Source organism: Archangium primigenium (assembly GCF_016904885.1).
GTDB classification, from domain to species: Bacteria; Myxococcota; Myxococcia; order Myxococcales; family Myxococcaceae; genus Cystobacter; species Cystobacter primigenius.
On record NZ_JADWYI010000001.1, the window covers coordinates 6,293,257 to 6,308,289 of the forward strand.

General features: G+C 71.4%; 11 protein-coding genes. 8 read left to right on the forward strand and 3 right to left on the reverse strand.

From position 1 onward, the window contains the following. Positions 1-149: 149 nt before the first annotated feature. The 3 genes from I3V78_RS25705 to I3V78_RS25715 all read left to right on the forward strand — a co-directional run bounded on the left by I3V78_RS25705 (position 150) and on the right by I3V78_RS25715 (position 2,240). Positions 150-1,196: a helix-turn-helix transcriptional regulator gene (locus I3V78_RS25705; protein WP_239576605.1), complete on the forward strand. Its 1,047-nt coding sequence runs from the start codon at positions 150-152 to the stop codon at positions 1,194-1,196. Positions 1,197-1,562: 366 nt separating this feature from the next. Then, positions 1,563-1,778 carry a hypothetical protein gene (locus I3V78_RS25710; RefSeq protein ID WP_204491077.1) on the forward strand — a complete coding sequence of 72 codons (216 nt, stop codon included), beginning with the start codon at positions 1,563-1,565 and terminating at the stop codon, positions 1,776-1,778. Positions 1,779-1,838: 60 nt separating this feature from the next. Next, positions 1,839-2,240 (forward strand): MAPEG family protein, encoded by a 402-nt coding sequence (locus tag I3V78_RS25715; protein WP_204491078.1) that lies wholly within the window; start codon positions 1,839-1,841, stop codon positions 2,238-2,240. Positions 2,241-2,254: 14 nt separating this feature from the next. Here I3V78_RS25715 and I3V78_RS25720 read toward each other — a convergent pair whose 3' ends face one another. From I3V78_RS25720 to I3V78_RS25730, 3 genes are all read right to left on the reverse strand, one after another. Beyond that, the gene (locus I3V78_RS25720; RefSeq protein WP_204491079.1) at positions 2,255-3,226 is read right to left on the reverse strand and encodes a lipase family protein; all 972 of its coding nucleotides are present in this window, start codon (positions 3,224-3,226) and stop codon (positions 2,255-2,257) included. A gap of 140 nt (positions 3,227-3,366) precedes the next feature. Beyond that, positions 3,367-3,936, reverse strand: coding sequence for a hypothetical protein (locus I3V78_RS25725; RefSeq protein ID WP_204491080.1), 570 nt, complete (start codon positions 3,934-3,936; stop codon positions 3,367-3,369). A 19-nt stretch (positions 3,937-3,955) separates the two neighbouring features. Further along, on the reverse strand, positions 3,956-5,341 hold the full coding sequence (locus tag I3V78_RS25730) for a chloride channel protein (RefSeq protein WP_275583506.1): 1,386 nt from the start codon (positions 5,339-5,341) through the stop codon (positions 3,956-3,958). Between the two features lie 290 nt (positions 5,342-5,631). Here I3V78_RS25730 and I3V78_RS25735 point away from each other — a divergent pair, with 290 nt between their 5' ends. The 5 genes from I3V78_RS25735 to I3V78_RS25755 all read left to right on the forward strand — a co-directional run bounded on the left by I3V78_RS25735 (position 5,632) and on the right by I3V78_RS25755 (position 14,989). After that, complete coding sequence (locus I3V78_RS25735) at positions 5,632-10,698, forward strand: tetratricopeptide repeat protein (protein ID WP_204491082.1); 5,067 nt, start codon at positions 5,632-5,634, stop codon at positions 10,696-10,698. 186 nt (positions 10,699-10,884) lie between these two features. Then, positions 10,885-12,462 (forward strand): DOMON domain-containing protein, encoded by a 1,578-nt coding sequence (locus tag I3V78_RS25740; RefSeq protein ID WP_204491083.1) that lies wholly within the window; start codon positions 10,885-10,887, stop codon positions 12,460-12,462. Positions 12,463-12,516: 54 nt separating this feature from the next. Continuing rightward, complete coding sequence (locus I3V78_RS25745; protein ID WP_204491084.1) at positions 12,517-13,416, forward strand: 1,4-dihydroxy-2-naphthoyl-CoA synthase; 900 nt, start codon at positions 12,517-12,519, stop codon at positions 13,414-13,416. Between the two features lie 17 nt (positions 13,417-13,433). Continuing rightward, entirely contained in the window at positions 13,434-14,495 is a 1,062-nt protein-coding gene (locus tag I3V78_RS25750; protein ID WP_204491085.1) for a radical SAM family protein, read from the forward strand. After that, positions 14,492-14,989 (forward strand): hypothetical protein, encoded by a 498-nt coding sequence (locus I3V78_RS25755; protein ID WP_204491086.1) that lies wholly within the window; start codon positions 14,492-14,494, stop codon positions 14,987-14,989. Before I3V78_RS25750 ends, I3V78_RS25755 begins: the two co-directional genes overlap by 4 nt. Positions 14,990-15,033: the final 44 nt, after the last annotated feature.

Genomic DNA, 15,033 nt, shown 5'->3' on the forward strand with positions numbered 1-15,033 from the left:
GGGTGATGAGCGTGGGTTGACTCAGGGGACGGGACCGCGGTCGCTGGAAGGGGTTAGATTTCGCGGGTGGCGTGGAGTCCAAGCCCGAGGGGGTGTGCATGCGACATCATCAGAACTCCGGATCGCGAGAGCAGGTTCTCCTGGATGTGATGGCGGCATTGACCAGCTCGCTCGACCTGGCGGAGGTCTTCTCCGAGTCCCATAAAGTCCTGTCCCGGGTGCTGGCCGCGGATTTTGGAGGGCTTTGCGTGTCCAGGCCCGGAGCGCCCGGCCAATACGACTGGCCCATGGTGCATGAGATGCCCCCGGTCTTCTTCGAGCGCTACCCGGAGATCGCGGACGAGTGCTTCGTGAGCGCCGCGGTGATCCAGCGGCCCAATACCGTGCTGCGGGACTCCGAGATGATGTCGCGCCAAGCGATGAGGAACTGCGCGATGTATGCGCACTGCCGGGAGATGAACATGCCGGTGGAGCGCGTGATGTCCGTGCTGCTGGACGTGGGACTCGGCTGGCACGGTGGCTTCACGTTGTATCGGGAGAGCCGTCGGTCCTTCTCGGATCAGGAAAGGGCGTTCCTGCAACGCCTGACGCCCATCCTGGCGAGAACGGTCCGCAATTGCCGTTTGATGGAAGACGCCGTCCAGCGGGCGACGCTCATGGACGGGCTCTTCCAGCACGGTGGGCTCGAGAGCATCGTGCTGAGTCCTCCCGCCACCGAGCTGATGCGCACGCCCCGGTCCACCGGGCTGCTCCACCGGTGGTTCAAGGGCGCTCCGTGTGGCCGCCTGGGCCTGCCCGTGGTGCTCCTGGACGCGCTGGAGCGGCTCGTTCGCGCGGAGACGCTGGGGCTCTGCGCGCAGGACGTCCTGATGTTCCGGCGCCCCGAGCGAAGTTTGAAGGTGACCTTCCTTGCGCTCCCCCTCCAGCAGGGCAGAAGGCCGTGGGCGCTGTTGCTGCAGGAGGTGTCGCACGCGGTGTCGGCGCCAGGGGAGTGGCGCAAGCGGCTCACTCCGCGCGAGATGGACGTGGTGGAGCGGGTCCTGAAGGGTTGGGACAACCAGACCATCGCCGAGGACATGGGCAGCTCGATGAACACGATGAAGACGCACCTGAAGCGAATCTTCGTCAAGCTGGCCGTGCCCAGCCGCGCCAAGCTCATTCTCCTGGCGCAGGAGCAGAACGCGGAGCGCGTATAGACGGCCCCCATCCGAAGGATGTCGAGATCGCCGCCACCCGGGGCGCGGTCGAGCTCCGGTCACTGACGCTGCTGGGCGTCGACGTGGAACGAGGTCTCCTGGGGTTCAAGGTCGTCGCGACCGTGAAGCCCTACACGGAGGATGACCACTCGGCCATCGGAGCGGTCCACGTCAAGCCCTCGAGCTGTGATTACGCGGGCATGAAGAAGACGCCGTTGGACGGCGTGACGCTCGCCCTGATGCACGCCGGGGCGGACGACACGGGCTCCTGGGAGGTCTATGCGCCCCCGCACGAGAAGTGCACGGCGCCGGCTGTGTCCAAGGCGCGTCTGGCCCAGGCCAAGGCCGCGTTCGCCCAGGTCCACCTTGACCTTCCTGGCCGAAGGCGAGCAGTTCCACGAGAGCGTGCGCGTCTATCGAGGCGCCTCCGCGGGAAGTGCCGAGGTCGAAGTGCTGGGCGCCTTCTTGAAGGGTTCGAAGGTGCTCATCCTCCAGAAGATCACGACCGAAGTCGGAATGGCGGGCCCCTCCATGTCGGCCACCGACCTGCGGCTCTCTGCCGTCCTCGACCTCGCCCGATGAAGCGTCGGTGTTTTGCCAGGCGCGTCCGCCTGACACATCCTTGGCACGAGGAGAACGCCATTGCCCACGCCGCTGCCCCCTGAAATCACCCTGCTTGGTTGGTCCGTCGTCCTGCTCCTGGTGCACATCGCCTTCCAGGGAGGCCTGAGCGCGCGCCAGCGCGGGGTGGCCTGGGGCGCGGGGGCACGGGACGCGCTCCCGTCGCCGCTCGGCACGTACGCGGGCCGGGCGCAGCGCGCGCTCGACAACTTCAAGGAGACCTATCCCGCCTTCATCGCGCTGGCGCTCGCGCTCGTCGTCACCGGTCGCGGCGGCGGGGCGGGCGAGACGGGCGCCTGGCTGTGGTTCTGCGCGCGCGTCGTCTACCTCCCGCTCTACCTGCTCGGCGTGCCGTGGGTGCGTTCGGCGGCCTTCGGCGTGTCGCTCGCGGGCCTGATGATGATGCTCTCCCGCCTGGGCTGACGGCAGGCGCCGTCCTAGTCACAGACGCCGGGCGGCACGTAGCGGCCCTCGGCGGCGGTGGCCAGATGCGCGGCCAGGACGGCCCCGGTGGGATGGTCGTGGTGGTTCCACGTCTCGATGCCGGGCAGGTAGCCGGTGTCGAGGACGTGGTTGCTCGCGGCGTTCAGATGGAACCCGCTGTCGACCGTGGACTGCATGCCCACGTGCGCGTAGCCCAGCAGCTCCGGGGGCACGTTGGGCACCACGTCCCAGGTATTGACGATGCGCCAGCACGGCAGCCACGCGTTGAAGAAGGTCTTGAAGTCCGCGTGGCCCGCGCGCGGACTCGCCAGGCTGTAGAGCAGGACCTTCAACCCCGCGGGCACCTCGGGCTGGCTCCGCAGGAAGTTCACGATGTCCGGCAGCGCCAGGGTGGCCAGGGCCCCGCCCAGGCTGTGGCCCGTCACGAGCACCTCGCGGATGCCCGCGCAGCGCTCCTTCACCAGGCGCAGCACGTTGTCCCGCACGGCGTAGTACACGTGCTGGAAGCCCTGGTGGACCGTGCCCCCGCCGTCGATGGGACGGTAGGGCTCGGAGACGAAGTCCACGTCGTGGAGCCAGTCCTCCGGCGTCTGCGTGCCCCGGAAGGCCACGATCAGCCGCGCGCGCGAGGGATCCACGCACACCCAGCCGAAGCGGTCGTTCACCGCCACCGCGACGTTGGGATGGAGCGCGGGGGGCAGCGCGGCGGCGGCGACGGTAACGGAGGGCGGACGCGGCGCGCCTCGGGGCTTGAGCATGGACGCGAGCAGCTTCTGGGAGCCGGCGGACGGCGCGGCCCCCTGGACGGCCATGAAGCTGGGGGAGGCCGGCGTCAGGAGGATCTCCCCCACTTGCGTGAAGCCGGCCAGCAGTGGCAGCGAGGCCGAATTCCACGGCTCGTCGTACGCGGCATGCGCGACGGGGTAGACATAGTCCAGGGCGAAGCGGCTATCACAGGCATCCATCGAGAACTCCCACGGTCAGGGGCGCGAAGCGCGACAGGTGCGCTCTACACGCCGCATGCCAGGGGGTGCTGCTCTCGGAGGCCCTCACGGCGGGCGGGGCCAGGACGTGCCACCCGCGTGTCAGGCGCGCCGGTGACGTGTCAGTAGTCGCCCTTGCGCATCTGGTAGTGCATGGCGTCGAGCTGCTTGAGCAGCTTGTCGCGCTCCTCGGAGAACAGCTCGCGCGCGCGGGGCTTCTGCGCGTCGGTCATGAGCCCCTCCGCCTGGAGGTAGGCCTGGGAGTCGTTGTCCTGCATCTCGCGCAGGGTGGATTCGATCCGCGTGAGGCGCGCGCGGCGCTGGAGCTTCTGTTGATCCGCGTCCGCCGGGCCGCTCATGGAGCCGCCCTTGCCCCCGTGAACGTCGTGCGAGCCGCCGCCCAGGTAACCGCCGTGCCAGGGTCGGCCGCCCTTCTTGTTCGCCTCGCGCAGGGACTCGAGTTGTTGCTGGAGCGCGCGGTTCTTCTCGCGCAGGGTGAAGTCCATCTGCTCATAGCGCGTCACCTGCTCGGGGGTGAGGGCCAGCTCCCCGCGGTGCTCGAGCAGCACCGCCAGGGAGGAGGTGAAGGCCATGCCGGTGAGGGGATCCTCCGCCTGCCGATGGGCCGGAGCCGACCGGGCACACGCGGCCCCGAGCAGGAGCACGCACAACCACCATGCCACGCGCATCATCACGCCTCGTCGCCCCCGCTCAGGAAGTGGGGACGGCGGCCAGGCCGTCCAGGGCCCGCGCGGGAGCCTCGCGGGGCTGCTCTTTATACACGCGCAAGCGGAGCGTGAGCACGTAGGTGAGGCCACACGCGAGCACCGCGGGCGGGCCATAGGTCGCGCCGAACACCTCCAGCACCAGGGCGATGGCCGCCAGGGGAACACCCACCATGGCCACCAGCGCCGAGGCGATGCCCACCACCACGAAGAGGCCCACGTCCAGGCGCACCAGGCCCGTGGCGGCCAGGCCCAACGCCGTGGCCGCGCCGGACACGCCCCCGAGCACCATGGAGGGAATGAGCATGCCCGCCGAGCCGCCCGACTGCAGGGTGAAGCCCGTGGTGAGCAGCTTGCCCACGACGATGAGCAGCAGGAACCACCACGCCGTCAGCGGCCCCGCCTCGCCGGCCAGGAGCCGGGCCACGGTGAACTCGCCCATGCCCAGCACGTGCCGGGGATCCATCCCCACGCCGTAGAAGAGCCCCAGCGCCACCCCGGCCGTGCACAGCGAGCCGACGGCGCCGCGCAGCACCGGGTGCACGTGCTCCACCACGCGGCGGGTGTGCTTCATCGTCAGGCCCAGGGCGAGCGCCACCGGCGCGGACACGGTCACCGCCACCAGCGCCGTCAGGCCGTACTCCGCCAGCGTGTAGGTGTGGCCGTGCGGCGGGGCCATGAAGATGGGGCGGAAGCCGAGGAAGCGGTTGTTGAGGACGTAGGCGATGATGCCGGCGAAGAGGCAGTAGGACAGCTTCCGGTAGACGATGCGGTTGCCGTAGACGACCTCGATGGCGAAGAGCGCGGCGGCGAAGGGCGCGTTGAGCAGCGTGGCCACGGCGGCCGAGATGCTGGCGAGCTGGCAGGTGCGCAGCGTGTGCTCCGAGCGCGCCCGGGTGAGCTTGGCGACCCCCGCTCCCAGGGACTCGCCCAGCAGCACCGACGGGCCCTCCAGTCCGCCCGAGGCCCCCGTGCCCAGCGTCAGCAGCGTGGCCGCCGCCTTGCGCAGGGCCAGCACGAAGGTCGGCAGCGCATAGCGCGGGCGGGGGTCATCCGCCGGATCCTCATAGGTGATGTGGTAGTGGTGCAGCGCGCGCTCCACGCCATCGGAGGCCACCTCGCTCCAGCCGGGCCGGCGGTTGAGCAGCCCCCGCGCGAGCCCGCCCACCACGAGCAGGCCCACCAACACCAGGGGCGCCCACCACCGCCCCGACTCCGCCACGAACGTCAGCAGCGTGTCGCTCGTGGCGTGCACGCCGTAGCGCAGCCCCGCGCACACCATCCAGGCGACCACCGCGCCCAGCGCCACCCGCCCCATCGTCAGCGCGATGGAGTCCCACGAGTCATGCAGCGCACGTTGCTCTTCATCCAAGGGTTCCCGACGCCCGGCCATGCCGCGAGGCTAGCAGCCATTCATTTGAAGCCAAAACATGCCCGGATTTCCCTGGAAGGAAGGGCTCGGGTCGAGCGCTTCACCCGCCAGGCGAGGACAGGCCCCGAAGATCACGGAATCAGCGCCCGGCCCCCCGGCGAGCAGCCAGACAGTGGGTGAAACTCCAAGAAAGTCGGGAACTTGAGAGGGCCTCCGGGCGCATGGTACGAACTCCGGCCGGCCCGGACGTCCCCGCCGCGATCTTTTCCCTCTCGGAGATGGCTATCCCCATGAGTGAGCACAACGACTTGTCGAGGACGCCCTCCTCGAGCCCCACCGGTGTCACCTCGGCCCCGGCGGAGACCGACACCGCGCGTCCGGCGGCCACGCAGGCCATGGCCTCCACCCTGGGGAACATCCCCCCCGCCTCCAGCCCGGAGCAGGAGGCGCGCGAGCGCATCACCAGCCTGGAGCGTGAGGCGCGGGCGCTCGGCGGCGAGCCGCAGGCCGCCCTGCTCTTCCACGAGATGGGCCGGCTCTGGGAGGAGCCCCTCAAGAACCCGCGCAACGCGGCCATGGCCTACAACCAGGCCTACCGGCTCGCCCCCAGGTTCCTCTCCAACATCCGCGCCGCGCGCCGGCTCTTCGCCGACGTGGGCAACTGGCAGATGGCCGTGCAGCTGCTCGACGCGGAGCTGGGCGCCATCGAGAGCCCCACCGAGCGCGCCGCCCTGCTCTTCGAGAAGGGCCAGCTGCTCGAGGAGCGCCTGGGTCGCGCCGAGGACGCCACGGCCGCCTTCACCCAGTGTCTGGAGCTCAAGCCCCAGGACGTGGGCCTGCTCACCCAGCTCGAGGCGCTCTACGCGGCGCGCAATGACTACCCCTCGCTCATCGAGGTGTACCAGCTGCTGGCCCACGCGCTGGAGACGCCCGCGCTGCGCGCCCACTACCTCACCGCCGCGGGCATGGTGCTCGACGAGCGCCTCAAGCGCACGAGCGACGCCGCCGCGTGCTTCCGCGAGGCCTTCCGGCAGGATCGCTCGGATCCCCTGCTGCTCAACGCCCTCAAGCGCGTGGCCGTGCGCGAGGGCCGCGCCGAGGAGCTGCTGGAAGTGCTGTCCGCCGAGGCCGCCGCGCTCGGCCCCCAGGGCGCGCCCGCCTGGCTGCAGCTGTGCAAGATGTACGAGCGGCTCGGGCGCAAGGAAGAGGCGCTCGCGGCCCTGCTCGACGCGCGCCGCGTGAGCCCCAACGAGTCGCTCATCCTCTCGGCGCTCGCCAACGTCTACGAGACGCGCCACCGCTTCGAGGAGCTGGCGGACGTGCTGCTCGCGTGGGTGGGCTGCATCAACGACGAGGGCGAGTTCGTGGCCATCAGCCTGCGCCTGGCCGCGCTCTACGAGGAGGACCTCAAGCGCGACCCGGACGCCATCGGCCGCTACCAGGCCATCCTCGCGCGCATCCCCGGCCATGCCGCGTCGCTCGCGGGCCTGGGCAAGCTCTACCACCGCACGCGCAACTGGGAGGGCCTGGTCTCCGTCTTCGACGCCGAGGCCGCCGCCGCGCAGGACCCCAAGGAGAAGGCCGCGCGCATGTTCAAGGCGGCCGAGGTGCTCGAGGAGCGCCTGAGCCGGCAGGAGGAGGCCATCCCGCGCTACCACGCGTGCACCCAGGTGCAGCCGGGCTACCTCCCCGCCCAGAAGGCCCTCATCCGGCTGTACGAGCGTCAGGGCCGCTTCGCGGACCTGGTGGCCATGTACGAGCAGGACTTGCTCCAGACGCAGGACCGCGACCTCCTCATCGCCACGCTCAACAAGGTGGCGGTGCTGCACGAGGAGCGGCTCAATGACCTGGACCACGCCATCGAGTGCATGCGCCGCATCCTCGACCTGGCGCCCGAGCACCTGCCCACCATCCACAACCTGTCGCGGCTGCTCGAGCGCGCGGGCCGCTTCCCGGAGCTCATCCGCCACCAGGAGCTGGAGGCGTCGCTGGTGGGAGACACCAAGCAGGTGCTCTCGCTCTACCACCGCAACGCGGAGATCCTCGACGAGCACTTGAAGGACCGCGCGGGCGCCATCGCCGCGTACGAGCGCGTGCTCACGCTCATGCCCTCCTACCTGCCCGCGCTCAAGTCGCTGGGCCGGCTCTACGCCATGGAGGGCAAGTGGGAGCCCCTCATCCGCATGTACCGCGCGGAGGCGGAGATCTCCCCCAACCCCGAGGCCGCCGCGGCGCTCATCCACAAGATTGGCGAGCTGTACGAGCACCGGGTGAAGGACGAGTCCCAGGCCATCGCCTCCTACCAGGAGGTGCTCACGCTGGCGCCCAGCCACTTCCCCGCCCTGCGCGCGCTCGCGCGGCTCTACAAGGCCAAGGGCGCGTGGGAGAGCCTCATCGAGGTGCTGCGCTCGGAGGCCGCCAACCGCACGGATCCCATGGAGCGCGCCAACGCGCTCTACCACGCGGCCACCATCTGGGAGGACCAGCTCAAGCGGCCGGACAACGCCATCGGCGTCTTCCAGGAAGTGCTGCGGCTGGCCCCCGGCCACACCGCCACCCTGCGCGCCCTGGAGCGGCTGTTCCTCGCCGACGAGGACGTGAAGGAGCTGGTGGCGCTGCTGGACCGTGAGACGCAGATGGGCCAGACGACGGGCGCCAAGGTCGCCGCCTACATGAAGCTCGCGCGGCTCTACCTGGACCACTTCCAGGAGCCCTCGCGCGCGGCCCAGTGCTGCGAGGCGGTGCTCGCCTTGGAGCCCCAGCACCTGTCGGCCCTCAAGACGCTCGAGCGCATCCGCGCCGGGGACCGGGCGCGCCGCGGGGAGCTGCGCCTGCGCCTGAGCGAGCAGGTGAAGGACAGCCGCCTGGGGCTCGCCCTGCGGGTGAACGCCGCCGCGGACCTGGACAAGGGCATGGACGTGGAGGCGCTGCGGCTCGCCGTGGCGGAGAACCCGCGCGACGTGCGGCTCGTCTTCACCCTGGAGCGCGTGCTGCGCCAGCAGGGAGACGCCGCGCTCCTGTCCGACCTGTACCTGCGCCGCCTCCAGGTGGTGACGGAGGAGATGGAGCGCGTGCAGCTCATGCTGCGCTGCGCGGAGCTGGACGAGGGCAAGCTCAACAACTCCACCCGCGCCGAGCAGGCCTACCGCGCCGTGCTGCAGTTGCAGCCCCAGTGCCTGCCGGCGCTCCAGGGCCTGCGCCGCGTGCTCTCGCGCCGGGGGGATGCCGCCTCCACGCGCGTGCTGCTGGAGAGCGAGGCCCATGCCAGCCGCGACGCGCGCGGCGCCATCGAGTCCTTCATCTCCGCGGCCCGCCTCGCCGCGGGCACGCTCCAGGACGAGGAGGGTGCCATCGCCCTGTACCGCAAGGCGCTCGAGCGGGATCCGCTCGACGTCGCGGCCACCGCGGGCCTCGAGGAGCTGCTGGCGGCGCGCGGCGGCGCGGGCGACCTGGCCCTGTTGCAGGAGCGGCGCGGTGAGGCCCGGCAGGCGCAGGGCGACACGGCCGCCGCCGCGGCGGCCTTCCTCAACGCCGCCAAGACGTACCTCACCGGCGTGGGGGACCGGCTCCGGGCCCTGGAGCTGCTCGACCGCGTCCTCGCGCTGCAGCCCCGGACGCCCGAGGCCCTGGAGCTGCGCGCCCACATGCTGATGGAGGAGCACCGGCACGCCGAGGCGGCCGGCACCCTCACCCAGCGCGTGGAGCTGGGCGGCGAGCCCGGCGCGCTCGCGCGCATGCACCTGACGCTCGGCGCGCTCTACCAGGATCACCTCCACGAGCCCACCCACGCCGCCGTGCACCTGCACGCCGCGCGCGAGGGCCTGCCCCAGAACACCGAGGTGCTCGAGCGGCTCACCGCCCTGTTCCTCCAGGTGCGCAACTGGCAGGGCGCCATGGAGTGCCTCAAGCGGCTGCTCGAGCTGGAGCTGCCCTTGGCCGATCGCGCGCGCCACACGGTGACGCTCGCCCAGGTGCACGAGCAGGGCCTGGGGGACGTGGCCACCGCCTCCACCCTCTACCGCCAGGCGCTGGACCTGACCCCCGGCGACATGGCCCTGGTGGACCGGCTCGCGGGGCTCTACGAGCGCGCGGGCAAGCTGCCGGAGCTGTCGCAGATGCTCGAGGCGCAGTCTTCCCAGGCGCAGACGACCGGCGACACGCGGCGCGCCACCACGCTGCGCCTCAAGGTCGCGGACCTGAGCGCCGGCGCGCTCGGGGAGCCCAACCGCGCGGTGACGCTCTACCGGCAGATCGTGGAGACGGAGCCCGCCAACGTCCAGGCGCGCGCCTCGCTCGCCACGCTCTACATGCGTGACGCGGCGTCCGCCCAGCTCGCCATCGAGGAGCACCGGCAGATCCTCCGCCTGGAGCCCACGCGCGTGGACAGCCTGCACGCGCTCTTCCGGCTGTGGGAGGGCCTCAAGCAGAACGACAAGGCCTTCTGCGCCGCGGCGGTCCTGCACTTCCTGCGCTCGGCCAACGAGGTGGAGGTCTCCTTCTACACGGAGATGCGCAGCCGCCTGCCCGTGGAGACGCAGGAGAAGCTGTCGATCGCGGACGTGGACGCGGGCCTCACGCACCCCAGCTCGCGCGGCCCCCTGCTCGAGGTGATGCGCGCCGTGGGCGATCAGCTCGGCAAGCTGCACCCGCCCCAGTTCGAACTGCTCGGCGTCAACCGCAAGGAGGACAAGCTCAAGACGGACCACGCCGTGTTCAAGGCCGTGCGCGCCGTGGCCCAGGTCTTCGGCGTCGAGGAGTTCGAGGTGTACCAGGCGCGCCGGGGCCTCATCGCCCTGGAGACGAGCGAGCCGCTCGCCGTGTGCGTGGGCCAGGACGTGGTGCGCCGCTTCAACGTGCGCGAGCAGAAGTTCCTCATCGGCCGCGCGGTCATGGGCCTGCTCAACAAGACGGCGGTGCTCTCCAAGCTGTCGCGCGGGGAGACGGTCGACCTGTTCGGCAACTCGGTGCGCGTGTTCGCCCCGCAGTTCACGGCGCTGGGGCGCAACAACGAGGAGCTGGTGCGCCAGTACCGCCGCGCCTGCTCGCGCAAGGCGCTCAAGGCCCTGGAGCCGGCCGCCCTGGAGCTGGGACCCCAGGCCAAGGTGGACCTGCCGCCCGTGCTGGAGGGCCTCGCGCTGTCGGCGGACCGCGCCGGCGCGCTCATGTGCGGTGACGTGTCGGTGGGCCTCGCGCTGGTGCTCAAGGAGGACCCGAACTTCGCCACCCTGCGCGTGGACAACGCCGAGCCCGTGCTCCAGGCCCTGCGCGAGCGTGGGGATCTCCAGCAGCTCCTGTCCTACGTGGTCAGCGACGACTTCCTGCGTCTGCGCCAGCGGCTGGGCCTCGCCCTGCCGTGACGTGAGTCGAACCCCGGGACCGTGCGCGCTCCGTACGGTCCCGGTTCCGCGTGTCCCCCGGACCACGGCGCGTGGCCCTCCGTCCGCGCCCCGGGAGACCGCTTCCTCGCGAGTCCCCGCTCCCGCTCCCTGGTATCGCCCTTGCTATGCCGGGCGGCACACACGGTCCTGCACGGGAGTGGCGACATGCGCGGCGAAGGCAAGGGAAGCACGAACCATTGGAACAAGGCCCGGCGCACGTGGGCCCTGGGGGCGCTGTTCACCGTGGGCCTCGCGGCCCCGGCGCTCGCCCAGCCCATCGTGGGCGACGTGCTCGGCGAGAGTGTTCCAGATCAGCAGTGGAACAAGCGGTACGACTGTCACGGGAACTTCTGTGTCTGGCAGGTCACCACGTTCCTCGGCCCGTGCGCGGGTGCGTTCTGTGAGAACAGCAACCTCTACATCACCGACCGAGGGGGCCGGATCCTCGTGGAAGGTGGAGAGGGCCTCTCGGTCGGCCGGAGCACCTTCGACGTGCGGTTCATCGGACCCCGGCGCATCGAGATCCTCAAAAGCACGGCGGGCGCGCTCTCCCGCGGGGACATGACGCTGCCGGAGTACATCCCGCCGGACACGGGCGTGGATCAGGTGGCACGGGTCGTTCTCCAGCGCTGGACGCTGTCCGCCAACGGCAAGGCCCTCACGCGGGAGAAGGATCCACCGCTCCCCGCCTGGAAGCGCGAGAAGACCCCGGCCTCCGCTCCGCCCTCGGGCACCCTCGCCGACACCACGCCCCGCCTCCACGAGCCCGTGTCCGAGGCCCTGCTCGCCCAGGCCCGGAAGGTCTGCGGGGCGGAGCGGATGATTCCCCTGCACCATGAATGTCATGGGAAGACGTGCGTGCTCGTCCTCGATACGGCACCGGGCGACAGGAACTCCAGCTGCGGGAGGCCCTTCTGCCCGGTCCTGGTGAAGGGCGATCAGGTGCGGGCCCTCCCCCTGCCCGCGCTGACCGACGAGTCGCCACACTATTTCTCCCTGACCCCCACGGCCTACACGTTCGTCGCCTGTGATGGGGTGCGTGGCAGCGAGGGAAGCCATCAGTCCATCTCCCGCGTGCGTCCCGAGTCCATGGACTTCGTGCGGACGGAAGGCCTCCACGTGGAGGGCGCCACGCCCTACCCCGTGCGCGAGGCGAAGTCCGTCGAGGCCGCCCGGGCGCTCGCCCCCACCGTGCACGCCTATACGCGCCTGCACATTCCCTGGGGCCGCGACGCCTGGACCGACGCGCACGACCTCGCCCTGGCCTGGCGGCTCTCGCGTGTGGGCGACACCCTTCACCTGCGCGCCGAGGTGGATGACGACGTCGTCGTGCCCTTCACCACGGGCACCGGCCTGCACTCCGACCACCTGGAGCTCTTGTTGAGCCCGACCGCGTCCGGCACGCGCAAGCTGGGTGTGCTGCTCGCCCCCGAGGGTCGGCTCCTCGTGCGGCGCTGGCGCGAGCAGGAGGGCGGCAAGAGCAAGGCGGTCGAGGTGGACCTGCCCGAGGCCACGGGTTCCTGGAGCCAGGGCGCGCACGGCTACGCCCTGGACCTGGCCCTGCCGCTCTCCCTGGTTCGCGGCCCCGTCCCCTCGCTCTTCGCGCCCTGGCTGCTCCTCGTGTCCGACGCGGACACGGCCGGCAAACAGGAGACGCTCATGGGCCACACGGGCTCGCTGTACTTCTGGTCCGAGTACCCGCCCACGCTCGCGGAGTACCAGCGCGCCCAGGCCCGCGATTGACGCTCGCCGAGGGGGGGCACTAGGGTCCGCGCGCCCCCACTCGGAGACACGGTCATGACGATTTCCCCCCTCTTCAATGCCGCGCGCTGGCGTCAGGTCGACGGCTTCCCGTTCGAGGACATCACCTACCACCGCGCCGTGGATCAGGGCACGGTGCGCATCGCCTTCAACCGTCCCGAGGTGCGCAACGCCTTCCGGCCCAAGACGGTGGACGAGCTGTACACGGCGCTCGACCACGCGCGCATGACCACGGACGTGGGCTGCGTGCTCATCACCGGCAACGGGCCCTCGCCCAAGGACGGCGGCTGGGCCTTCTGCGCCGGCGGTGACCAGCGCATCCGCGGCAAGGACGGCTACAAGTACGAGGGGGGCGAGGCGGGCAAGCCGGATCCGGGCCGCCTGGGTCGCCTGCACATCCTCGAGGTGCAGCGCCTCATCCGCTTCATGCCCAAGGTGGTCATCGCCGTGGTGCCCGGCTGGGCGGTGGGCGGGGGCCACAGCCTGCACGTGGTGTGCGACATGACGCTCGCGAGCAAGGAGCACGCCATTTTCAAGCAGACGGATCCGGACGTGGCCAGCTTCGACAGCGGCTATGGCTCGGCGCTGCTCGCGCGGCAGATCGGCCAGAAGAAGGCGCGGGAGATCTTCTTCCTCGGACTGGACTACACGGCCGAGCAGGCCGCCGCCATGGGCATGGTGAACGCGGCCGTGCCCCACGCGCAGCTGGAAGAAGTGGCGCTCGAGTGGGGCGCGCTCATCAACTCCAAGAGCCCCACGGCCATGCGCATGCTCAAGTACGGCTTCAACCTGCCGGACGACGGGCTCGTGGGCCAGCAGCTCTTCGCGGGCGAGGCCACCCGGCTCGCCTACGGCACCGAGGAGGCCCAGGAGGGCCGCGACGCCTTCCTGGAGAAGCGCGACCAGGACTACAAGCGCTTCCCCTGGCACTACTGAGCCCGGACGCCCCCCGCGTGTTCGCGCCGCCCGCGCTCCTCTCCGGCCTCCCCGTGCACCGCCAGGTGCCGCCCCCCGAGTCGTTGCGCGAGCACCGGGTGGAGGGCGAGGCCTGGCGGGTGGCGCTGCCGGTGACGTTCACCCCGTTCGCCTCCGCCCGGCCCTGCTCGGCCCGCTGCGTCTTCTGCTCGGAGACGCTGCGGCATCGGGACGCGGGGCGCCTGGCGGCCTCGCTGCGGCCGGGGCCGGACTACCTCGAGGGCCTCGCGCGGGCGCTCGCCGCGCTCCGGGGCCTGCCCCTGGGCATCTCCCTGTCGGGGCTGGAGGCCACGGACGATCCGGACTGGTTGCTCGGCGTGCTGGACGTGCTGGAGCGGCACGAGCGCCACCCCGAGGGCCGGGTGACGGAGAAGGTCCTCTATTCCAATGCCGCGGGGCTGTGCGCGGAGACGTCGGGCGCGGTGCTGCTGCCCCGGCTGGCGCGCTACGGCCTCACGCGCGTGGAGGTGTCCCGGCACCACCCGGAGCCCGCGCGCAACGACGCCATCATGCGCTTCCGGCCCGGCCAGCCCGTGGCCCGGCGCGAGGTGTTCGAGGCCGCGGTGCGCGCCACGCGTGGCCATGTTCCGGTGCGGCTCGTGTGCATCGTGCAGCGCACGGGCGTGGCGACGCCCGAGGACGTGGAGGCCTACCTGCGCTGGGCGGTGGACGCGCTCGGCGTGACGGACGTGGTCTTCCGCGAGTTCTCCCGGCTGCACGGGCTCTACCTGCCCAACGCCACCGCGCGCACCGTGGAGCGGGATCGGGTGCCCATGGACACGCTGCTCGCGTCCCTGCTGCCCGGCGGCGGAGCCTCCTCGGACTTCCAGCCCCTGGACGTCACCCACGGCTACTACTATTGGAACGCGCGCCTGCGCTGGCGGGAGCGGTGCGACGTGACGTTCGAGGCCTCGGACTACGAGGCCATGAAGGCCCGCCACCGCTCCGGCGTCATCCACAAGCTCGTCTTCCACGCCAACGGCAACCTCTGCGCGGATTGGGATCCGGAGCGCGAGGTGCTGCTGCGCACCCTCCCATGAGCCCCGGGCCCGTCGAGCACGCCGCCTACCTGGCGCTCCTGCACCGGCTGGAGGCGGAGGGGGTGGCGTTCGCGCTCACGGGCTCGCTCGCGCTGCGCCTGTACATGGACGCCCTGGAGGGCGAGCCCGTCCCGGACTGCGATCTCTTCCTGGAGCCCTCGCCCGACAACCTCCAGCGCTGGGCGCGGCTCATGGCGGCGGAGGGCTGGGCGCTCGCGGTGTGGGACGTGCCCGTGACGCCCCCGCTGGCGCTGGAGGCGCTGCGCGGCCGGTACTACGTGCGGGCGCGCCAGGGTGCCCTGGTGGTGGACGGCACCTACGAGCACGACACACTGAACCTAGCCGAGGCGGTGGCCCAGGCCCGGCGCGTGGCGGGGCTGCCCCTGCTGGCGTGGGAGACGCTGCTCGGGCTCAAGCGCGAGCGCGGCTCGGCCCGGGATCTGCTGCACCTGGCGCAGGTGGAGCGCTGGCGGCGCGGCCCGTCGCGCGGCTGATCGGCAGCGGACACAGGCCTCGTCCCGCCGGGCCACTCGCCCGG